Genomic DNA, 21,179 nt, shown 5'->3' on the forward strand with positions numbered 1-21,179 from the left:
GGCGGGGCTGTCAAATCCCCAGCACCTTGAACACAAATGCATATTCCAGCGCCACGTCGCGCAAGCCCTGATAACGCCCGCTCATGCCGCCATGGCCCGCCTCCAGTTCAGTCTTGAGCAACAGCAGGTTGTTGTCGGTCTTGCTGGCGCGCAGCTTGGCCACCCATTTGGCCGCTTCCCAGTACTGCACGCGACTGTCGTTGTACCCGGCAATCACCAGCATTGCCGGGTAAGCCTGCGCGGTAACGTTTTCATAGGGCGCGTAAGCCTTGATCCGTTCATAGACCTCGGGGTCTTGCGGGTTGCCCCATTCGTCGTATTCGGTGACGGTCAGCGGCAGTTCCGGGTCGAGCATGGTGTTGAGCACATCCACAAACGGCACTTCGGCAATCGCTGCCTTGAACAGTTCCGGGCGCTGATTGAGTACGGCACCGATCAACAGGCCACCGGCGCTGCCGCCACTGATGACCAGTTGTTCGTTGCGGGTCAGCCCTTGGTCGATCAGGTGTTCGGCGCAGGCGATAAAGTCGGTGAAGGTGTTGTGTTTGTGTTCCTGCTTGCCCGCGCGATACCAGGCCTCGCCCAACTCGCCGCCGCCACGTACATGGGCAATGGCAAAGGCCACGCCACGATCAAGCAGGCTTAGACGGGCATGGGAAAACCACGGGTCAAGGCATTCGCCATAGGCCCCGTAGCCATACAGGTAGAGCGGCACAGGTTTGCCCAGCACATCGCGTTTGACCACCAGGCTGATCGGCACCTGAGTACCATCGGGGGCGGTGGCCCATAAACGATGGCTGACGTAATCATCGGCGTTGAATGGCCCCAGCACAGGGGTTTCCTTGAGAACGCTTTGCTCGCCTGTGGCAAGGGTCAACTGGCGCACTTGTGCCGGGCGATTCAGCGCCTCGTAGCGAAGGCGAATGTACTTGCTGTCAAATTCCAGGCTGTCTTGCACATACAGGCTGTAGGCCGCGTCCGGCAATTGCACGCGATATGGCGTCAGGCCGTCGGGGCGGATTTCGATAATGGGCAAGCCGCCCTCGCGCAGGCTCAGGCACAAGGCTTGGGCGTTGAGGGTCATGCCTTCCAGCATCACGCTGTCACTATGGGCAATCAGTGGCTGCCAGTCATTGCGTGACGGCACCTCGCCGAAGGCGTAATACAGGGCAAAGTTGATGCCGTCCTGATTGGTGCGGATAAACCACGCCCACTGGCCTTCAAACAGGCCGTGATCGACGCTGTAGTCGTGGTTTTCAACCCGTAGTGCCAGACAGCTGAAGGGCTGGCGCGGCAGGTTGGCGTCCAGCACCCAGGTTTCGCTGGTGGTTTTACTGTTAAGCAACAAAATCAGTTGCTGTTCAGAACTAGAGCGGTAGCAGTGCAGGAAAAACCTCCCGTCCGCTTCATGGAATACTTCATGGGCAGCTGTTTCGCCGAGGGTGTGGCGAAACAACTTGTGCGGACGATGGGTGTCGTCCAGCCCGGCGAAAAACAGGGTCTGGCTGTCATTCGCCCAAGTCATGCTGCCATCGCAGTCTTCAAACGGCAGCTCGGTGACCGTGCCGCTGCCCAGCTCTTTTACAAACAGGCGGTAGGTTTCTTCGCCGCTAGTGTCCAGGCTGTAGGCCAGGCGCTGGTGATCGGGGCTGATACTGAACGCCCCCAGAGAAATAAAGCCACCATCGGCCAATGCATTGGGGTCCAGCAACAAATGTTCGGCGTTCTCGTCCACCTGCTGGCTGTCATCGGCCGGGCGCGGGCAACGGTAGTGGCGGGCGTATTCATCGCCGGCGTTGGTGCGCGTGTAATACAGATACGGGCCCCAGGGGGAGGGCAGCGACAGATCAGTCTCGCGAATCCGTCCCTTGATCTCTTGAAACAGCGTCTCCCGCAATTCAGCCTGGTCGGCCAACTGCGCCTCCTGATAACTGTTTTCGGCTTTCAGGTAGTCCAAAACCTCGTCACTGTCGCGGTTTTGCAGCCACGAGTAAGGGTCTGAGCCCTCGATCTTATGTGCGATAGGAGCGCTGATTGGGGAGGCTGATTGGGTCATTGAGTGTGCTCTGAAATCTGCATGAAAAATAAGTGACGCTGACGGCGTTGCAGCCGCACTGCCTAAAAGCCGTTATCATAGCCTCTCATTGCCTGCCGACCATGGATACCATGACCGAGAACGACTATCTGATCGCCTGGGGCCTTTACGCCTTTGCTGCTTTGGGCTGCCTGCTCGTATGGTGCCGCATGACCCGCTTTATGTGGCGCTGGTTGCGCGAACCGTTGCGGGTATTAATGGCCGTGTTGCTGTTCAGCCCGACCATCATTGACCCGGTCAAGGAAAAATTTGCCCCTGCAGTGGCGATTGCTGCTCTGGATCTGGCCTTTAAAGTGGGCGACAACGCCTGGCGCGCGGTCTCTGACCTGCTGATGTACGCCATAATTGCACTGTGCGTTTACGCTATATTTGTGCTGATCCGCTGGCCGATCGAGCGCGCCGGCAAGGCCCGCAAGGCGCAAGCTGCAGCGGCCGCCAAAGCTCGCCAGGCCGATCCTGAAGACGACCAGCCTTTCGGTTCGGCTGGTGATGATCGTTATGCGCCAAAGAGTGCGCCGCGTGCATCGGGCCCATCACGGGTTGAGCCGCGGTTGTAATTTTGTTTCGTCCAGCCTGAATGCGAGAGTGCGAGCGTGTGTGAATTATTGGGCATGAGCGCCAACGTCCCGACTGATATTGTGTTCAGCTTTACCGGCCTGATGCAGCGCGGCGGGCGTACTGGCCCGCATCGTGATGGCTGGGGCATTGCCTTCTATGAAGGCCGGGGCCTGCGCCTGTTCCAGGACCCTGCCGCCAGTTGCGACTCCGAAGTCGCCCTGCTGGTACAGCGTTACCCGATCAAAAGCGAAGTGGTGATTGGCCATATCCGCCAGGCCAACGTGGGCAAGGTGTGCCTGTCCAATACCCACCCGTTTGTTCGCGAGCTGTGGGGACGCAACTGGTGTTTTGCGCACAATGGCCAGTTGGCCGACTTTTCTCCGAGTACGAGTTTTTACCGCCCTATTGGTGATACCGACAGCGAAGCAGCGTTCTGTGACCTGCTCAACCGGGTTCGTGAAGCCTTCCCGGAGCCGGTTGACGTCGAACGCATCCTGCCGGTGCTGGTTGAGGCCTGCGCCGAGTTTCGCAGCAAAGGCGTGTTCAATTGCCTGCTCAGTGATGGCGACTGGCTTTTCTGCTATTGCTCGACCAAGCTGGCGCAAATTACCCGGCGAGCCCCGTTTGGCCCGGCGCGCCTGAAAGATGTCGATGTTATCGTCGATTTTCAGGCAGAGACCACGCCCAACGATGTAGTCACCGTGATTGCCACCGAGCCACTGACTGAAAACGAAACCTGGACACGCTACGAACCGGGCCAATGGAGTCTGTGGCGACGCGGTGAATGCGTCAGCCAGGGCATAACCGAATAAGGATGGGTGTGTATGTTCCTGAGCTACCTGCGGTTGGTATTGTTTACCCTTGGCCTGCTGATCGGTGTGCAAGTGCCGGGGTTTATCAATGATTACGCCAACCGTGTTGAAGCTCATCTGATCGAGGCCCAGACCGGGTTGGCGGGGTTCCAGAACACCGCCAACCAGTTTTTCAAGGGTGACCTGCAAGCGCTGGTGGCCCATTACCAGGCCAGCGATGACCCGGTTTTTCGCAGTGATGCCGGCAGCCTCGGCACCTTGCTCAACCGTCAACGCCTGCTTGATGAGCAGTTCCAGGCCATGCAGGGCCCGTGGTACATGCGCGCCCTGCAAGTGGCCTATGCGGCTGATCCGGCCATTCGCGAAGAAACCCTGAACGCCTACACCTACCAGGTGTTGTTGTCGCCGAGCGCCATTGGTTGGGCGATGGCGGGTGCCTTGCTGTTCTCCTTCATTATCGAAGGTTTCCTGCGGCTGGTGGACTGGGTCGTGCTCGGCGGCAAACGCCAGCGTGAGCGCATTGCCCGCCGCGAGCGCAGCTACTGACCCCGGGGGAATATCCCCTTTCACAAGAAATGTTAAGCAATCAAATTTTTCTTATGCCCGAGCCCGGCTTTTATTAGTTGGACGAATGGCCCGCGCCTGTCGAAAAATGCTCCTACCTAATCTATAAAAAGACCACAGGAGCATCATCGTGAGCCGCCTGTTATTGAATTGTGACATTGGTGAGAGTTTTGGCAGCTGGACCATGGGCCTGGATGCCGAAGTCATGCCGTTTATCGATTGCGCCAACATTGCCTGCGGCTTTCATGCCGGCGACCCGGGCATCATGCGCAAAACCGTGGCCCTGGCTGTGGCGCATAATGTGAAGATCGGTGCTCATCCGGCGTATCAGGATCTGGCGGGCTTTGGGCGCCGATCCATGAGCTATTCGGCGCAGGAAGTGCAGGATCTGCTGCATTATCAGATCGGTGCACTGGACGGTATTTGCCGCGCACAGGGTGTGCAGGTCAGCTATGTCAAACCCCACGGCGCGATGTACAACGACATGATGGCCAACCCGGTACAGCTGCGGGCAGTGGTTCAGGCTGTGGCCGCTTACGATTCCAGCTTGCCGCTCATGCTGATGGCCACGCGCGACAACAGCGCCGCCCAGGCAATCGGCGACGAGTTTGGGGTAACACTGTGGTTTGAAGCCTTTGCCGACCGCGCCTACGACAATGCCGGGCGGCTGGTCTCGCGACAACTACCGGGGGCAGTCCACCACGATGCGGATGTCATCGTGCAGCAGGCCCTGACCATTGCAGCGGGCAAGGCCCTGGTTGCCAGTGACGGCAGTGCCCTGCATTTGCACGCTGATACCCTGTGTGTGCATGGCGACAACATTAGCTCGATTGCTGCTGTGCAGCGTATTCGCGAAGCCCTTGAGCAGCAGGCGCGGGCATGAAGCCGCGTATCGAAGTGGTCGCCATCGATTGCCTGATGCTGCGCCTGTTTGATGAAATTGCCGAAAGCAACATGCCCTGGATACTGGCTGCCAGCGAGCGGATCCGCACCTGCTTTGCGGTGCATCTGATCGATCTGGTGCCGTCCTACACCACAATGATGGTGCATTACGACGGGCTGGCGCTGACCCCGGCCCAGGCCCGTGAATTGATCGCCCAGGCCTTGACCGACCTGCGCCCGGAAACCCGCAACCTTGGCCAGTGTCATGTGCTGCCCGTGTGGTACGACGTGAGCGTGGGCCCGGAACTGACGTTGCTGGCCCAGCGCGCCGGCTGCTCGGTAAGCGAAGTGATTCGCCGGCACAGTGAGCACGAATACCAGGTGTTTGCCCTGGGTTTTGCTCCAGGTTTTGCCTTTATGGGGCTGGTTGAAGAGGCTCTGGCCGCGCCACGCCTGAACACCCCGCGCAAGCGTGTGGCCAGTGGCAGCGTGGGCATTGCCGAGCGACAGACGGCAGCCTACCCGGCGCAATCCCCGGGGGGCTGGAACCTGGTCGGGCGTACGCCGAGCGCACTGTTTGATCGTGAACGTGATGGCTACAGCCTGATGCAACCCGGTGACAGGGTGCAGTTTGCACCCGTGTCCCATGCTGAATTTATCCGCCTGGGCGGTGACGACACGCCTCAGGAGGCCTTGGCATGAGCCACTTATTGATTCAGGCCAGCACTCCATTGTGCCTGCTGCAAGACGCGGGGCGTTTTGGCGTGCGGCATTTGGGCGTAACCCAGGGCGGCGGCGCAGACTGGCTGTCGATGGCCTGGGCCAACTGGCTGCTGGGCAATTCGCCGGATGCAGCGGTGATTGAAATCACCCTGGGCGGCCTGACCCTTGTTGCCAAGGCCGATTGCACTCTGGCATTGGCGGGCGCGGACCTGGCGGCCACCATTGACGGGCAGCCGCTCAAGCCCTGGCGCAGTTTTGTCCTGAAGCAAGGCCAGACCCTTGTATTTACCCGGCCGCTGAGCGGTGCTCGGGCTTATCTGGCAGCGCCCGCGGGCTTTGTTGCGCCGCAAGTGCTGGGCAGTTGCGCGACTGTCGCCCGTGAGCAGCTCGGCGGGCCGGATGGTTTTGGTCGCGGGCTGGTGGCAGGTGATGAATTGACGTACGCCGGGCATGCCGGGCAATTGCGAGAGTTGCCATGCGAACTGCAACCGGTATTCAGCGCCAATCCGGCGCTGGACGTGGTAATGGGCGCGCAAATGGGTGCTTTCAGCGGGCAAAGTACCTTCGATGCTTTCAACAGCGCCTGGACGCTGGACACTCGCGCCGATCGCATGGGCATCCGTTTGCTGGGGCCTGCGTTGGTGTATCAGGGCGCACCGATGATCTCGGAAGGGATACCGCTGGGTGCCATTCAAGTGCCGCCGGACGGCCAGCCGATCGTGCTGCTCAATGACCGCCAGACCATTGGCGGTTACCCGCGACTTGGCGCCTTGACGCCTTTGGCGCTGGCGCGACTGGCCCAGTGCTTGCCGGGGGAGGGCGTGCATATGCGTCCGACCACGCAGGAGGCGGCGCAACGCCAGCATGTGGTGTTTATGCGGCGGTTTGTGGCTTAGCGCCATTTATGTGGGAGCGGGCTTGCTCGCGATTCAGGCGGCGCGGTAAAGCAGGAACACCGCGTCGAACAATCGCGAGCAAGCCCGCTGCCACACTCACCGCGCTGAATTATTTGGCCAAAAACCGCATCCCTTCTTCCAGCCCTTCAAGGGTGAGCGGATACATGCGGTCTTCGATCAGATCACGTACGATCCCGATCGAAGCCGTGTAATGCCATGTGTCCTTGGGATACGGGTTAATCCACACCAGCTTTTTGTATTTCTCCATAAAACGCTGCATCCACTTGTAGCCCGGCTCTTCATTCCAGTGCTCGACACTGCCCCCGGCATGGGTGATCTCATAGGGTCCCATCGTCGCGTCACCGATAAAGATCACTTTGTAATCCGCGCCATATTTGTTCAGCAGGTCCTGGGTCGAGATGCGCTCAACCTGACGACGCTGGTTGTTCTTCCACACCGATTCATAGATAAAGTTGTGAAAGTAGTAGTACTCCAGATGTTTGAACTCGGTTCTGCACGCGGAAAACAGCTCTTCACAAATTTTGATATGGGCGTCCATCGAACCGCCGATATCGAACAGCAACAGCAGTTTGATATTGTTGCGCCGCTCCGGGCGCATCTGAATATTCAGCAACCCGGCATCGCGAGCGGTGTGGTCGATGGTGCCATCGATATCCAGCTCATCCGCTGCGCCCTGGCGGGCGAATTTACGTAGCCGACGCAGCGCGACCTTGATATTGCGCGTGCCCAGCTCGACCTGATCATCCAGGTTCTTGTACTCGCGCTGTTCCCAGACCTTGGCCGCCTTGCCCTGACGTGCGCCAGCATCGCTCACGCGGATGCCTTCGGGGTGATAACCGCCCGAGCCGAACGGACTGGTGCCACCGGTGCCGATCCATTTGTTGCCGCCGGCATGGCGTTCCTTTTGCTCTTCCAGACGCTGCTTGAACGCCTCGATCAGCTTGTCCAGCCCGCCCAGTGACTGCAGCTGGGCGCGATCTTCGTCGCTCAGCGAGCGTTCGAACTCCTTGCGCAGCCAGTCTTCGGGGATCAGTGCCTCCAGGTGTTCATTGAGGTTTTGCAGACCATTGAAATAGGCGCCAAATGCGCGGTCGAACTTGTCGAAATGGCGCTCGTCCTTCACCAGGATCGTACGGGCCAGATAATAGAACTCGTCCATATCGGCGAAGGTCACCCGGTTTTTCAGGGCGTTGATCAGGTCCAGCAGCTCACGCACTGAAACCGGCACCTTGGCCGCACGCATTTCATTGAACAGATTAAGCAGCATGCTTTTCGCCTTCTCGGAAATCAGCGATTGGGGCGGCGGCTCATAAACGCCAGGCGCTCAAGCAATTGCACATCCTGCTCGTTTTTCACCAGGGCACCGGCCAGTGGCGGAATGGCTTTGGTCGGATCACGTTCGCGCAATACCGCTTCGCCGATATTGTCGGCCATCAGCAACTTGAGCCAGTCGACCAGCTCGGAGGTGGAAGGTTTTTTCTTTAAGCCCGGGACCTTGCGCACATCGAAAAACACATCAAGCGCTTCGCTGACCAGCTCTTTCTTGATGTTGGGGAAGTGCACGTCGACGATTTTCTGCAGCGTGGTGCGGTCCGGGAAACTGATGTAGTGGAAGAAGCAGCGGCGCAGGAAGGCGTCCGGCAGTTCTTTTTCGTTATTGGAGGTAATGATGATGATCGGGCGCACCTTGGCCTTGATCGTCTCGTCCGTCTCGTAAACGTAGAACTCCATCTTGTCGAGTTCTTGCAGCAGGTCATTGGGGAACTCGATGTCTGCCTTGTCGATTTCGTCGATCAGCAGGATGACGCGTTCTTCGGCCTCGAAGGCTTCCCACAACTTGCCCTTTTTAAGGTAGTTGCGCACATCGTGAACCTTGTCGACACCCAGTTGCGAGTCACGCAGGCGACTGACTGCGTCGTACTCATAGAGGCCCTGGTGGGCCTTGGTGGTTGACTTGATATGCCAGGTGATCAGCTTGCAGCCAAAGGATTCAGCCAGTTGCTCGGCAAGCATGGTTTTACCGGTGCCGGGCTCGCCCTTGACCAGCAGCGGCCGCTCCAGGGTAATGGCCGCGTTGACCGCCAGTTTCAGGTCGTCGGTGGCCACATAGGCGTGTGTGCCTTCAAACTTCATCTGCAATTCCTCAAACCATGACCCGGGTCCTGCAAGGGGCAGGGCGGGAGAACTGAAAAGTATGTCCGACTATAACGCGCTGCCCGCCTGAGGTGAACGCAGACGCGCCATTCAGTCCCTGAATGAGGCGTCACGCCATGACTGGACGCATGTCAGCGTGAGGCCTACCCTTGGGATCTTCCCAAAAGGTGCACAAGGACCCCGCCATGAGCCGCATTTATGCAGACAACGCCCAATCCATCGGCAACACGCCTTTAGTCCAGATCAACAGCATTGCGCCGCGCGGCGTGACCATCCTGGCCAAGATCGAAGGCCGCAACCCCGGTTATTCAGTTAAATGCCGGATTGGCGCCAACATGATCTGGGACGCCGAAAGCCGCGGCGTGCTCAAGCCGGGCATGACCATTATCGAACCCACGTCGGGGAACACGGGGATCGGCCTGGCTTTCGTCGCAGCGGCGCGTGGTTACAAATTGATGCTGACCATGCCGTCATCGATGAGCATCGAGCGGCGCAAGGTACTCAAGGCGCTGGGTGCCGAGCTGGTCTTGACCGAGCCGGCCAAGGGCATGAAGGGCGCGATCGACAAAGCCGCAGAAATTCAGGCCAGCGACCCGGCCAGGTATTTTATGCCGCAGCAGTTCGAGAACCCGGCCAACCCCGCGATCCATGAAAAAACCACTGGCCCGGAAATCTGGAACGACACCGATGGCGGCGTTGATGTACTGGTGTCTGGCGTCGGCACCGGCGGCACGATTACCGGGGTTTCACGCTACATCAAGCACACCCAGGGCAAGCCGATTCTGTCGGTGGCCGTCGAGCCCATCACCTCGCCGGTGATCACCCAGGCGTTGGCCGGAGAAGAAATCAAGCCGTCACCGCACAAGATCCAGGGCATCGGTGCCGGTTTCGTCCCCAAAAACCTTGATCTGTCGATCGTCGACAAGGTCGAACTGGTCAGCGATGACGAATCCAAGGCCATGGCCCTGCGCCTGATGCAGGAAGAGGGCATCCTGTGCGGCATCTCCTGCGGTGCAGCGATGGCCGTGGCGGTGCGACTGGCGGAAACCCCGGAAATGCAAGGCAAGACCATCGTCGTGATCCTCCCCGATTCGGGCGAGCGTTATCTGTCGAGCTTCCTGTTCAGCGACCTGTTCAGCGAGCAGGAATTGCACCCGTAACATTGTGCGGGGGGTGGCGCGCCCGTTCCCCGCAGAGTTTGTGCAACTGACTCAAATCAAGTGGCTAATGCCCAAGTTTCTGAATAATCAGCCTGCTGTTGCGTAAGACTTAATACTGATTATTTGGATTCGTGGGTTTTGTCCTACGCCTGTAGTGTTTATCATGGCCTGCTGCTACATCGGGCTATTGATGCTGCACGGTATTTTTGAGGAGTTGTTGCATGACCTTATCCTTCGCCATCAAGGCAGGGCTCATACTGTTATTTGTCGGCAGCATTCTTTACGTGCACCTGCGCGGCAAGGCACGGTTGCCGGTGTTGCGCCAATTCGTCAACCACTCCGCGTTCTTTGCGCCCTACAACGCCCTGATGTACCTGTTCTCCGGGGTACCGTCCAAGCCGTACCTGGACCGCAGCAAGTTCCCCGAGCTGGATGTGCTCAAGGACAACTGGCAAGCGATCCGCGAAGAAGCCATGCACTTGTTCGATGAGGGCTATATACGCGCCGCCGAGAAGAACAACGACGCAGGCTTCGGTTCGTTCTTCAAAAAGGGCTGGAAGCGCTTTTACCTCAAGTGGTACGACAAGGCGCTGCCATCGGCTGAATTGCTGTGCCCCAAAACCGTTGAATTGGTCAACAGCATCCCCAACGTCAAAGGCGCGATGTTTGCCCTGTTGCCGGGCGGTAGCCACCTCAACCCGCACCGCGACCCGTTTGCCGGATCGCTGCGTTACCACCTGGGCCTGTCGACCCCCAACTCCGACGCTTGCCGCATCTTTGTCGATGGCGAGGAATACGCTTGGCGTGATGGTGAAGACGTGATGTTCGACGAGACTTACGTGCACTGGGTCAAGAACGAAACCGATGTCACCCGCGTCATTCTGTTTTGCGATATCGAGCGGCCATTGACCAGCCCGCTGATGACCCGTATCAACCGTTGGGTCAGCGCGCAACTGGGTAAGGCGACTGCGCCGCAGAACCTGGACGACGAACGCGTTGGCGGGATCAACAAGGCCTATGCCTGGAGCAAAACCTTCAGTGACCGCTTCAGTGGCGTGGTCAAACAGTGGAAGCGCCGCAATCCCAAACTTTATCGTATCGCCCGGCCGATATTGGCGGTGCTGGTACTGATACTGCTGTGGCGCTGGTTGTTTGGCTGATTGCATCAGACACAAAAAACCGCTCTCTCGAGAGCGGTTTTTTTTGGATTTTTTATGTCAATTGCCTGCCAAAACCCCACCACGGCATGTGATTATTTGGACGCTGCCATTGCCCCGGGCTTGAGCACCAGCCACAGCGCCACGGCGATCAGCAGACCTCCGTACAGGTGCGCCATCGACAGCGGCTCGCCCAGAAACAGCGCGCCCCACAGCACGCCAAACGGCGGGATCATAAAGGTCACGGTCATGGATTTGACCGGGCCAATGCTGGTCAGCAAGCGGAAGTACAGGATATAGGCAAACGCCGTACACACCAGCCCCAGACCCAGCAACGATAACCAGACACTCGTCCCGCCCCAACTGACCGGTGGCTGATTGATCACACTCAGCCCGAACAGCGGCAGCAGGAACAAAGTAGCCCCGAGCATACTGCCCAGTGCCGAAAGACGAGGGTCGAGACCGCCTTGCTGATCCAGCCAGCGGCGTGCCAAAAAGCCGGCAAATCCATAAAAGGTGGTGGCCAGCAGACAGGCGAGGGCGCCCATCAGCAAGTCCAGATTGAAAGCAACCGGCCCGGCACGGGTCAAAATGCCTACACCGAGCAAGCCCAGAAACACCCCGGCCATTTTGGTCAGGGTCAATTTTTCGCTGAAAAACAGACCGCCGATCAATACGCCCATCAACGGTGTGGTGGCGTTGAAAATCGATGAGTAACCGGCAGGCAACACCTGGGCCGCCACCGAATACAGCGTGGCCGGTACCCCGGAGTTGATAACCCCCAGTATCAGGATTACCTTGAGTTTGCCGCCGAAATCCCAGCGCACGCGCATCAGCGCCAGAATCACCACCAGACCGGTTGCTGCGATGGAAACCCGGAAAAAAGCTGTCGGGATGGTCCCGAGTACCGGTGCAATGATCCGCATAAATAGAAAGCTGGCGCCCCAAATGCCTGCCAGCGACAGCATGCGCAGCAAATCGACAAGTCTCACGGGATTTTCCTTACAAGTTTCAAGGCGGGCAGTGTAGGGGATGCAGCGGACAAGACAACGCGCTAATTCCTACAGATTCGTGCATGAGCGTCCAAATCTGCGACAATCCGCCCCCTGCATTTACGAAGAATTCTGCGCACCTGATGACTGACGAATCGCCTGCTATCGACCAACTGTTGAAAAACCTCGATCAAGCCATGATTGCCGACCGCCACAAGCTGCGCCGGCAATTGCATGAGCTGCGCAAAAAGCCTGACGACGCCAAGCTGGCCGCCTGGGCCGAGCGGGTGCAGGCGTCGTGCGCGCAGGTGGCAGCGCGGGCGGCCAGTGTGCCGCAGGTTCGCTATGACGAAAATCTGCCGATCGCGGCCAAGCGGGACGAGATCAAGGCCGCGCTGCTCAAGCATCAGGTGCTGATCCTGGCCGGTGAAACCGGCTCGGGCAAAACCACCCAGTTACCGAAGATCTGCCTTGAAATCGGCCGTGGGCAGCACGGCCTGATCGGCCATACCCAACCGCGGCGCATCGCCGCCCGCAGTGTGGCCAGCCGGGTGGCTGAAGAGCTGGGCACGCCGCTGGGTGCGCTGGTCGGCTATCAGGTGCGGTTTGAGGATCAGAGCGATTCCAATACCCTGATCAAGCTGATGACCGACGGTATCCTGCTGGCCGAAACCCAGCACGACCGCTATCTCGAACGCTATGACACGATCATCGTCGACGAAGCCCACGAGCGCAGCCTGAACATCGACTTTTTGCTCGGTTATCTGAAGATCCTGCTGCCCCGTCGTCCCGATTTGAAGGTCATCATCACCTCGGCAACCATCGATCTTGAGCGTTTCTCCAAACACTTCAATGACGCGCCCATTGTCGAAGTGTCGGGCCGTACCTTTCCGGTCGAGACCTGGTATCGCCCGTTGACCTCCCAGCAGGACGAAGAGGGCAACAACGTTGAAGAAGACCTGAGCGTCGACCAGGCCATTATTGCCACCCTGGACGAGATTGCCGCGTTCGAGCGCAGTGAGCGTAAAAGCCCCGGCGATGTGCTGGTATTTTTACCAGGCGAGCGGGAAATCCGCGATGCCGCCGACATGCTGCGCAAGGCGCAACTCAAGCACACCGAGATCCTGCCGTTGTATGCGCGGTTGTCGCCTGCCGAACAGCAGCGGATTTTCCAGTCGCACCCGGGCCGCCGTGTGGTGCTGGCCACCAACGTAGCGGAAACGTCATTGACTGTGCCGGGCATCCGTTACGTGATTGACAGCGGCACGGCGCGCATCAGCCGATACAGCTACCGGGCCAAGGTCCAGCGCCTGCCGATAGAAGCGATTTCCCAGGCCAGCGCCAACCAGCGCAAGGGCCGTTGTGGCCGGGTCGAGCCGGGTATCTGCGTGCGCCTGTATGCCGAAGAAGATTTTAACGGTCGCCCGGAGTTTACCGATCCTGAGATTCTTCGTACCAACCTTGCGGCAGTCATCCTGCAAATGCTGCACCTGCGCCTGGGCGAAATCACCGCGTTTCCGTTTATTGAGCCGCCGGACGGCAAGGCAATCACCGACGGTTTCAATCTGCTGCAAGAACTGTCGGCGGTTAACCGCGAAAATCAGCTCACACCGCTGGGCCGTCAGTTGGCCCGCCTGCCGGTGGACCCGCGCATGGGCCGTATGTTGCTCGAAGCCGCCAAGCTCGGCAGTTTGCAGGAAGTATTGATCGTCGCCAGTGCGATGTCGGTGCAAGACCCGCGTGAACGTCCGCCGGAACGTCAACAAGCGGCAGATCAGGCCCACGCGCAATGGAAAGATGTCGACTCTGACTTTGCCGGTCTGATCAACGTATGGCGCGGTTTTGAGGAGCAGCGCCAGGCGCTGACGGCCAGCCCGCTGCGCAACTGGTGTCGCAAGAACTTCCTCAACTACCTGCGGTTGCGCGAGTGGCGTGATTCCCACCGTCAATTGAGCCTGATCTGTCGCGATATGCAGCTCACGGTCAATCAGGAACCGGCCGATTATGCAAAACTGCACAAGGCGGTGCTGTCGGGGTTGCTGAGCCAGATCGGGCAAAAAACCGAGGACGGAGATTACCTCGGGGCGCGCCAGCGCCGGTTCTGGATCCATCCGTCTTCGGGGCTGGGTAAAAAGCGTCCGCAGTGGCTGATGACTGCCGAGCTGGTAGAAACGACCAAATTGTATGCGCGGATGGTGGCCAAGATCGAGCCGGACTGGATCGAACCGCTGGCCGGGCATCTGGTGAAAAAGAACTATTTCGAGCCCCATTGGGAGAAGAAGCGCGGGCAGGTGGTGGCCTATGAGCAGATCACCCTGTTCGGCCTGATCGTGGTCGGTCGCCGTGCCGTGCATTACGGGCCGATTGACCCGGTGCTGTCCCGCGAGCTGTTTATCCGTGAAGGGCTGGTGCGTGGCGAAATTCAGTCGCGGGCCAAATGCCTGACGGCCAACGCGCAGTTGCTTGAACAACTCGACGAACTGGAGGCCAAGGCCCGGCGCCGTGACATTCTGGCGGATGAAGAAACCCTCTACGCGTTTTACGACGCTCGCCTGCCGGCCGAGATTCATCAGACCGCGACATTTGACAGCTGGTATCGGGTCAACAGCCAGAAAGATCCACAGTTGCTGATCATGCGCGAAGAAGACGTGCTGGCCCGCGAAGCCACCGAAATCACGGCCATGCATTACCCTGACACGTTGCATCTGGGGGATTTGACCCTGGAGCTCAGCTATCACTTTGAACCCAACCACCCCCGCGATGGCGTGACGGTCAAGGTGCCAGCGCCGCTGCTCCCGGTTTTGCCGCCGGAACGTATGGAGTGGCTGGTGCCCGGCATGATAGAAGCCAAATGCATCGCTCTGGTGCGCAGTTTGCCCAAGGCATTGCGCAAAAACTTCGTGCCGGTGCCGGACTTCGTCAAGGCCGCGTTGCAGCGCATGGAATTTGCTGAGGGATCATTGCCACAAACCCTGGGCCGCGAATTGCTGCGCATGACCGGCGCTCGGGTGAGCGACGAGGCCTGGGCGCAAGCCGCGCAGCAAGTTGAAAATCATCTGAAGATGAATATCGAAGTGGTCGACGCCGACGGCAAGTTTCTCGGCGAGGGTCGTGATCTGGCCGAATTGACGGCCCGCTTTGCCCAGGCCAGTCAGGCAGCACTGGCCGTACCGCAAACCGCGAAAAATCAGCAGCCGGTCGAGGCCAAGGTGTTTGCCCCGGTGGCGGAGAAAACCCAGCAGAAGATCGCCGGGCTGTCGATGACGGTTTACCCGGCGCTGGTGGAAGAGGGCAATACGGTCAAGGAAGGGCGCTTTTCTACCCCGGCCGAGGCTGAGTTCCAGCATCGCCGTGCGTTGCAGCGTTTGCTGATGCAACAACTGGCGGAACCGGCGAAATTTTTGCGTGGCAAGCTGCCAGGGTTGACTGAGCTTGGCCTTTTGTACCGCGAATTGGGTCGGGTCGAGAGCCTGGTGGAGGACATTCTGCTGGCCAGCCTCGACAGCTGCATCCTGGAAGGCGAGGCGGTATTACCCCGTGATGGCGCGGGGCTGGCATCGCTTGCCGAGCGCAAGCGCGGAGCCTGGACCGAACATGCGGAAAAGCTGGCCAGACTGACGCTGGAAATCCTCAAACTGTGGCATGGTCTGCAAAAACGCTTCAAGGGCAAGATCGATCTGGCCCAGGCGGTGGCGTTGAATGACATAAAGCAGCAGCTGAGCCATCTGGTGTACCCGGGTTTTGTGCGCGAAACCCCGGCTTTGTGGCTTAAAGAGTTGCCGCGCTACCTCAAGGCGATAGAAATGCGTCTTGAAAAACTGCCGGGCCAGGTGCAAAAAGACCGGGTCTGGAGTGGTGAGCTGAGTGGTTTGTGGGCGCAGTACCAGGCGCGTGCGACCAAGCATGCGCAGGAGGGCAAGCGCGATCCGCAACTTGAGTTGTACCGCTGGTGGCTGGAAGAATATCGGGTGTCGTTATTCGGCCAGCAACTGGGGACCAAGGTGCCGATTTCGGACAAGCGCCTGAGTAAGCAGTGGAGTTTGGTGGAGGCTTGAGCCTGCAGTCCTGTGGGAGCGGGCTTGCTCGCGATGCAGGCGACGCGGTCATGCATTTGCACCGTGTTGCTGCAATCGAGAGCAGGCCAGCTCCCACGGGGGATTACTGCAAGATCCGTAAATAACGCCAAATGCTGGCATTTATGGCAAACTTCGCGGCTATCCGTACCTGAAACGATTTCAATATCTTCTGCTTGAACAGAATAGAGGAACGATCGTGCATAACGTCGTCATCAGCGGCACCGGCCTGTACACCCCGGCCAACAGCATCTCCAACGAAGAGCTGGTGCAGTCTTTCAATACCTATGTACAACAGTTCAACGCGGACCACGCCGTGGCTATCGAGGCCGGTGAAATCCAGCCTCTGGCCGAGTCCAGCGCCGCCTTTATCGAAAAGGCTTCGGGCATAAAAAGCCGCTTTGTGATGGACAAGGACGGCATCCTTGACCCGCAGCGCATGCGCCCGCATTTGCCGGAGCGCTCCAACGACGAAATGTCGGTACTCTGCGAAATGGCCGTTGGCGCTGCCAAACAAGCACTGGAACGCGCGGGTAAAACCGCCGCTGACATCGACGGCGTGATCGTGGCCTGCTCCAACCTGCAGCGCCCGTACCCGGCCATTGCCATCGAAGTGCAACATGCACTGGGTATTCAGGGTTTTGGTTTTGACATGAACGTGGCCTGTTCTTCCGCAACGTTCGGTATCCAGACCGCCAGCAACAGCGTCCAGTTGGGCCAGGCTCGCGCGGTACTGCTTATCAGCCCTGAAGTATGCACCGGCCACTTGAACTTCCGTGACCGTGACAGCCACTTTATCTTTGGCGATGCCGCGACCGCGATAGTGGTCGAGCGTGCCGACCTGGCAACGTCCGAACACCAGTTCGACATCGTCAGCACTAAACTGCTGACTACGTATTCGAACAATATTCGCAACAATTTCGGCTTCCTCAACCGTGCATCCGACGAGCCAGCTGACAGCCCGGACAAACTGTTCGTGCAAGAAGGGCGCAAGGTCTTCCGCGATGTTTGCCCGATGGTGGCTGAACTGATCGGCCAGCATCTGCAGGAAAACCAGCTGGACGTGGCGCAAGTCAAACGTTTCTGGTTGCATCAGGCCAACCTGAGCATGAACCACCTGATCGTGCGCAAGCTGTTGGGCCGCGAAGCTTCGGTCGAAGAAGCTCCGGTGATTCTCGACACCTATGCCAACACCAGTTCGGCCGGTTCGGTGATTGCCTTCCACAAGTACCAGGACGACTTGCCAAGCGGTTCGCTGGCGGTGCTCAGCTCGTTCGGTGCCGGCTACTCGATTGGCAGCGTGATTCTGCGTAAACGCTAAGGTCACAGCTGGTTTGTGGTGGGAGCGGGCTTGCTCGCGATACAGGCAGCGCGGTCTGACAGGCAAACTGCGGTGATGCTATCGCGAGCAAGCCCGCTCCCACACAGAAAAATCACTTTCCGGTTGCGGAGACCTGCATGGCAACTGTTGACGACGCTGACCTGCTCAAACGTCTGCTTAACGGCGAGCAACAGGCCTTCCGCGAGCTGGTCACTACCTATCAAGGTGCCATGCGCGCTGTGGCCCATGCGATCGTCGGCAATCGCCATGCTGACGAAATCGTTCAGGACGCCTGGCTGTCAGTGGTGCGCAACCTGTCCGGGTTCGAAGGCCGTTCGAGCCTGAAAACCTGGCTGCTGACCATCACGGCCAATGCGGCGAAACAACGCTACAAGCAAAATCGTCGTGAAGTGCTGCTCGACGATTTGCCTTCGCCCCACGGTACTGTCGACGATGAGCGGTTTTCCAGCGATGGCCACTGGTTGCTTGCCCCTTATTCCTGGCATCAGGACAGCCCTGACGCATTGCTCAGCGAAGATGAGTTGCGCGAATGTCTTGAGCAAACGCTCCTCAGTCTGCCGCAGTTGCAGAGCAGTGTGCTGGTGTTGCGCGAGCGCCAGGGGCTCGAGCTCGAAGAAATTTGTAATATTCTTGAGATATCGCTCTCTAATGTCCGGGTGTTGATACATCGCGCCCGACTCAAAGTCTTCGCGACCGTGGAACATTTCGAGGAAACTGGCGAATGTTGACCTGCAAACAGCAAGTAGCGGTCTCAAGTGACTATCTGGATGGTCAGCTGAGTTTTCGTCAGCGGTTGTTGGTACGCCATCATTTGCTGTTCTGTCCGAACTGCAGGCGTTTTATCAGGCAAATGCGTTTGTTGAGGGGCACGTTGCAAAAACTTCCCGAACCGCCACCGGAGGATCTGGAGCAGACGGTTGAGCGAATGATGCGCGAGCAGTCGCGCTGATGGCGGGGCATGAACGAGAACACTGTCGGTGGATGTGATGGGGGCCGACGGCATCCTCGCTCTGCTTTTACGGCACAAAACGCTGAATGACTTCAGCGTTTTGTCTATTGAGTAAACCTTTCTTTTAGAACTTGGCTTCCAGGTCCAGCTGCAAGGTGTTGGCCTTGGCATCTTTCTGGGTGGAGGTCGCGTAGTCGGCCTTGGTCAGGAAGTAGGTCACGCCGACACCGAAGTTCTTGTCGATTTCATAACCCACTTTGAACTTGTGACCGCGGGAACCGGTAGTACCGTTGGCGAAGTCAGAATCGGTGAAAGCGCCGACCACGGCGTTACGCTGAATATCGCGGTAGTTGTAGTCCAGGCTGAAGGCGTTGAGCTTGGATTTGAAGCCCACCAACCAGGCATCATCCTGATCGCTGTCGGTGGCAGCGTTATGCACGTATTGGCCGTACAGCGACAGCGGCACGGGCAGGTTGGCGATATCGACCTGACCGAAGCCTTCGTACAGGCGGAACTCGTCAGTGCTGTTACCGTTGACGCCGAGTGCACATGGGGTGGTCTTGGTCCCGGTGGTCGGGCACTTGCTGTCCTTGTCGTTGTTGTAGCTGTAAACGCTGCCGCCCAAGGTCACTTTCAGGCTGTCGGTAGGGGCGAAGCGAGCACCCAGCTGGCCGGCGTACAGGCTCAGGTCGTGCTTGAATTGCACGCCTTCGCCGTCAACGTTGTCCTTGAGGGTGTAGTAACCGGCGCTACCAAACATTTCGACGCCGCTGTTGCCCAGGTTGTGTTTGTAAGTGGCGGCCAGACCTTCCGGGTTGATATCGCTATCCCAGATTACATCGCCCATATTGACCCACGGCTGTGGCATCTTGCCGGCAATCAGGTGCAGGTCCTTGACGGCGGTCGGGTGGTAGTCGATAAACGCCATGTCCAGCCACAGTTGCTTCTTGTCGAAGTAGTTGTCCAGATCCTGGTTGGTGGAACGTGCATCATCACCGCCGCCAGTGGCAATACGGATACCGGTATTCACCTGCGGGTTGATTTCGGTATAGGCGCCCAGGCGAGCACGAATGCGTTGGCGGTCCTTGTTCTTGCCATCGGATTCGCCGTCGATCTTGACGGTTTCCTGACGAACCCGTACATCCCCCTTGAGTTCGGTTTTGGCGGCCCAGGCGACTTTCTGTTCGAAGGCACTGAGATCGGATTTTTTCACCTGGTCGGCGGCAGCTTCTTGCTTGGCTTGATTCTCACTGGCGAGTTCAGTTTGCAGCTCGGAGTACTGTGCAGGCGAAATAGAGCCGTTGGCTTTTAGCATTTCGAGCAGTTTGGCATCGACCGCAGCGCTGGCCGGAACGCTCATGGCCAATACCAGGCCACCACACAGTCCCGCAGCAACCCGTGTAGATACAAGACGCATTATGAATCTCCCAGTGCTGAGATGGCCCTAGCCACCCCAAGAAAAATCGGCCCTTTACGGGCTCACGTTAACGAGGCTTGGCGTGTCATGAGCGTGTTGGCAAACAGGTCGCTCATAACCCCGTGTTCTAAGAAGCGGCGTCAGTATCGCGGGTGGATATGACAGAAAAGTGGCAGACTGATAGCAAGTCTGTGACAGTGAAGCGATTCAGTGGTTGGGTGATACCATCGCGTCTACGCCGCGCCTTGAGGACTATTAATGCCGCTTCAACGACTCGACAGCCTGTCCACCATCCCCGCCCATGAATGGGATGCGCTGGTGCCGGTGGCCCAGCCTTTTTTGCGCCATGCCTTTCTCACTACCCTGGAAGACAGTGCCAGCCTGGGCCCGCATTCAGGCTGGCAGCCCGAGCATTTACTGCATTATGAAAATGGGCAGTTGCAGGCGGCGTTGCCCAGTTATCGAAAATGGCATTCCTACGGTGAATACGTGTTCGATCACGAGTGGGCGCAAGCCTGTGAGCGTGCAGGTATCGAGTACTACCCCAAGCTGCTTGCGGCAGTACCGTTCAGTCCGGTCAGCGGCCCCCGGTTGTTGGCCGCCCGTGCCGAGGACGGGCTTGAGCTGCTGGCGGCCTTGCCCGGTTATCTGCAGATCGAAGGGTTGTCCAGCGCCCATATCAATTTCACCGACCTGCTGGCCGATACGGCGCTGGCGCAACAACCCGGCTGGATGCAACGGCTGGGTTGTCAGTTTCACTGGCAGAACCGCGGGTACCGGGACTTTCAGGATTTTCTCGATGCCCTGAGCTCACGCAAGCGCAAACAGATGCGCAAAGAGCGTGAGCAAGTGGCAGGGCAGGGGTTTGAGTTTGAGTGGCTGGAAGGCCAGCAGGTGAGTGAAGCGCAATGGGATTTTGTCTACGCCTGCTACGCCAACACCTATGCTGTGCGACGGCAAACGCCGTATCTGACCCGGGATTTCTTCAGCCTGCTGGCCGAGCGCATGCCCGAATCGATTCGCGTGGTGCTGGCCAAACAGGGTTCGACCCCGGTTGCGATGGCGTTCAGCCTGATCGGCGGCGACAGTCTCTATGGTCGCTACTGGGGATGTCTTGGCGAGTTTGACCGCCTGCATTTCGAGACGTGTTTCTACCAGGGTATGGATTACGCTATCGCCCACGGTATCAGGCGTTTTGATGCCGGTGCTCAGGGCGAGCACAAGCTGATTCGCGGCTTTGAACCGGTGATCACACACTCATGGCATTACCTGCGCCATCAGGGCTTGAAGGCGGCCGTAAGTGACTTTTTGCAGCGTGAGCGGGTCGGTGTGCTGGCGTATGCTGAAGAGGCGAGGTCGGCGCTGCCATATCGGCAGGCCTGAC

General features: G+C 58.6%; 18 protein-coding genes. 13 read left to right on the plus strand and 5 right to left on the minus strand.

What is annotated here, in order from left to right; genetic code table 11:
* Positions 1-10 precede the first annotated feature (10 nt).
* Entirely contained in the window at positions 11-2,056 is a 2,046-nt protein-coding gene (locus tag EQV96_RS19665; protein WP_240882280.1) for a S9 family peptidase, read from the minus strand.
* A gap of 101 nt (positions 2,057-2,157) precedes the next feature.
* Here EQV96_RS19665 and EQV96_RS19670 point away from each other — a divergent pair, with 101 nt between their 5' ends.
* The 6 genes from EQV96_RS19670 (at position 2,158) to EQV96_RS19695 (ending at position 6,530) form a co-directional block, all read left to right on the plus strand.
* Positions 2,158-2,652: an MFS transporter gene (locus EQV96_RS19670; RefSeq protein WP_095024159.1), complete on the plus strand. Its 495-nt coding sequence runs from the start codon at positions 2,158-2,160 to the stop codon at positions 2,650-2,652.
* A 36-nt stretch (positions 2,653-2,688) separates the two neighbouring features.
* Positions 2,689-3,465 (plus strand): class II glutamine amidotransferase, encoded by a 777-nt coding sequence (locus EQV96_RS19675; protein ID WP_095002688.1) that lies wholly within the window; start codon positions 2,689-2,691, stop codon positions 3,463-3,465.
* A 12-nt stretch (positions 3,466-3,477) separates the two neighbouring features.
* The gene (locus EQV96_RS19680) at positions 3,478-4,011 is read left to right on the plus strand and encodes a DUF2937 family protein (RefSeq protein ID WP_095002687.1); all 534 of its coding nucleotides are present in this window, start codon (positions 3,478-3,480) and stop codon (positions 4,009-4,011) included.
* Positions 4,012-4,159: 148 nt separating this feature from the next.
* Entirely contained in the window at positions 4,160-4,912 is a 753-nt protein-coding gene (locus EQV96_RS19685) for a 5-oxoprolinase subunit PxpA (RefSeq protein WP_095002686.1), read from the plus strand.
* Positions 4,909-5,613, plus strand: coding sequence for an allophanate hydrolase subunit 1 (locus tag EQV96_RS19690; protein WP_095002685.1), 705 nt, complete (start codon positions 4,909-4,911; stop codon positions 5,611-5,613). The genes EQV96_RS19685 and EQV96_RS19690 overlap by 4 nt, the downstream gene beginning before the upstream one ends.
* On the plus strand, positions 5,610-6,530 hold the full coding sequence (locus EQV96_RS19695) for a biotin-dependent carboxyltransferase family protein (protein ID WP_240882281.1): 921 nt from the start codon (positions 5,610-5,612) through the stop codon (positions 6,528-6,530). Before EQV96_RS19690 ends, EQV96_RS19695 begins: the two co-directional genes overlap by 4 nt.
* A 109-nt stretch (positions 6,531-6,639) precedes the next feature.
* On the opposite strand, the gene EQV96_RS19700 is transcribed toward EQV96_RS19695, so the two are convergent.
* Both EQV96_RS19700 and EQV96_RS19705 read right to left on the minus strand, forming a co-directional pair.
* A complete protein-coding gene (locus EQV96_RS19700; RefSeq protein ID WP_240882282.1) occupies positions 6,640-7,818 on the minus strand; it encodes a VWA domain-containing protein in 1,179 nt (392 codons plus the stop codon).
* A 20-nt stretch (positions 7,819-7,838) separates the two neighbouring features.
* Positions 7,839-8,684, minus strand: coding sequence for a MoxR family ATPase (locus EQV96_RS19705; RefSeq protein ID WP_095002682.1), 846 nt, complete (start codon positions 8,682-8,684; stop codon positions 7,839-7,841).
* Between the two features lie 206 nt (positions 8,685-8,890).
* Here EQV96_RS19705 and cysK point away from each other — a divergent pair, with 206 nt between their 5' ends.
* Positions 8,891-9,865, plus strand: coding sequence for a cysteine synthase A (gene cysK, locus EQV96_RS19710; RefSeq protein WP_095002681.1), 975 nt, complete (start codon positions 8,891-8,893; stop codon positions 9,863-9,865).
* A gap of 221 nt (positions 9,866-10,086) precedes the next feature.
* On the plus strand, positions 10,087-11,025 hold the full coding sequence (locus EQV96_RS19715) for an aspartyl/asparaginyl beta-hydroxylase domain-containing protein (protein ID WP_095021284.1): 939 nt from the start codon (positions 10,087-10,089) through the stop codon (positions 11,023-11,025).
* 92 nt (positions 11,026-11,117) lie between these two features.
* On the opposite strand, the gene EQV96_RS19720 is transcribed toward EQV96_RS19715, so the two are convergent.
* Positions 11,118-12,014, minus strand: a complete 897-nt coding sequence (locus EQV96_RS19720; RefSeq protein WP_095002680.1) for a DMT family transporter — start codon at positions 12,012-12,014, stop codon at positions 11,118-11,120.
* Between the two features lie 143 nt (positions 12,015-12,157).
* On the opposite strand from EQV96_RS19720, the gene hrpA reads away from it, so the two are divergent.
* The 4 genes from hrpA to EQV96_RS19740 all read left to right on the plus strand — a co-directional run bounded on the left by hrpA (position 12,158) and on the right by EQV96_RS19740 (position 18,378).
* A complete protein-coding gene (gene hrpA, locus EQV96_RS19725; protein WP_095018956.1) occupies positions 12,158-16,069 on the plus strand; it encodes an ATP-dependent RNA helicase HrpA in 3,912 nt (1,303 codons plus the stop codon).
* 217 nt (positions 16,070-16,286) lie between these two features.
* Positions 16,287-17,408 carry a beta-ketoacyl-ACP synthase III gene (locus EQV96_RS19730; RefSeq protein WP_095002679.1) on the plus strand — a complete coding sequence of 374 codons (1,122 nt, stop codon included), beginning with the start codon at positions 16,287-16,289 and terminating at the stop codon, positions 17,406-17,408.
* Positions 17,409-17,545: 137 nt separating this feature from the next.
* On the plus strand, positions 17,546-18,157 hold the full coding sequence (locus EQV96_RS19735; protein WP_095024130.1) for an RNA polymerase sigma factor: 612 nt from the start codon (positions 17,546-17,548) through the stop codon (positions 18,155-18,157).
* A complete protein-coding gene (locus EQV96_RS19740; protein ID WP_095002677.1) occupies positions 18,151-18,378 on the plus strand; it encodes a zf-HC2 domain-containing protein in 228 nt (75 codons plus the stop codon). The genes EQV96_RS19735 and EQV96_RS19740 overlap by 7 nt, the downstream gene beginning before the upstream one ends.
* A 124-nt stretch (positions 18,379-18,502) precedes the next feature.
* Here the strand turns inward: EQV96_RS19740 and EQV96_RS19745 are convergent, their stop codons facing one another.
* Positions 18,503-19,795 (minus strand): putative porin, encoded by a 1,293-nt coding sequence (locus EQV96_RS19745; protein ID WP_165446539.1) that lies wholly within the window; start codon positions 19,793-19,795, stop codon positions 18,503-18,505.
* Positions 19,796-20,053: 258 nt separating this feature from the next.
* Here EQV96_RS19745 and EQV96_RS19750 point away from each other — a divergent pair, with 258 nt between their 5' ends.
* Positions 20,054-21,178: a GNAT family N-acetyltransferase gene (locus tag EQV96_RS19750; protein ID WP_095021281.1), complete on the plus strand. Its 1,125-nt coding sequence runs from the start codon at positions 20,054-20,056 to the stop codon at positions 21,176-21,178.
* Position 21,179 lies beyond the last annotated feature (1 nt).

This window comes from Pseudomonas sp. TMW22080, assembly GCF_022496745.1.
Classification (GTDB): Bacteria; Pseudomonadota; Gammaproteobacteria; order Pseudomonadales; family Pseudomonadaceae; genus Aquipseudomonas; species Aquipseudomonas bubulae.

Bases quoted from the DNA above. Each gene is read 5' to 3' on its own strand.
- EQV96_RS19665 (WP_240882280.1), bottom strand. From the start codon at position 2,056: ATGACCCAATCAGCCTCCCCAATCAGCGCTCCTATCGCACATAAGATC.
- EQV96_RS19670 (WP_095024159.1), top strand. From the start codon at position 2,158: ATGGATACCATGACCGAGAACGACTATCTGATCGCCTGGGGCCTTTAC.
- EQV96_RS19680 (WP_095002687.1), top strand. From the start codon at position 3,478: ATGTTCCTGAGCTACCTGCGGTTGGTATTGTTTACCCTTGGCCTGCTG.
- EQV96_RS19690 (WP_095002685.1), top strand. From the start codon at position 4,909: ATGAAGCCGCGTATCGAAGTGGTCGCCATCGATTGCCTGATGCTGCGC.
- EQV96_RS19695 (WP_240882281.1), top strand. From the start codon at position 5,610: ATGAGCCACTTATTGATTCAGGCCAGCACTCCATTGTGCCTGCTGCAA.
- EQV96_RS19700 (WP_240882282.1), bottom strand. From the start codon at position 7,818: ATGCTGCTTAATCTGTTCAATGAAATGCGTGCGGCCAAGGTGCCGGTT.
- EQV96_RS19705 (WP_095002682.1), bottom strand. From the start codon at position 8,684: ATGAAGTTTGAAGGCACACACGCCTATGTGGCCACCGACGACCTGAAA.
- cysK (WP_095002681.1), top strand. From the start codon at position 8,891: ATGAGCCGCATTTATGCAGACAACGCCCAATCCATCGGCAACACGCCT.
- EQV96_RS19715 (WP_095021284.1), top strand. From the start codon at position 10,087: ATGACCTTATCCTTCGCCATCAAGGCAGGGCTCATACTGTTATTTGTC.
- hrpA (WP_095018956.1), top strand. From the start codon at position 12,158: ATGACTGACGAATCGCCTGCTATCGACCAACTGTTGAAAAACCTCGAT.
- EQV96_RS19735 (WP_095024130.1), top strand. From the start codon at position 17,546: ATGGCAACTGTTGACGACGCTGACCTGCTCAAACGTCTGCTTAACGGC.
- EQV96_RS19740 (WP_095002677.1), top strand. From the start codon at position 18,151: ATGTTGACCTGCAAACAGCAAGTAGCGGTCTCAAGTGACTATCTGGAT.
- EQV96_RS19745 (WP_165446539.1), bottom strand. From the start codon at position 19,795: ATGCGTCTTGTATCTACACGGGTTGCTGCGGGACTGTGTGGTGGCCTG.
- EQV96_RS19750 (WP_095021281.1), top strand. From the start codon at position 20,054: ATGCCGCTTCAACGACTCGACAGCCTGTCCACCATCCCCGCCCATGAA.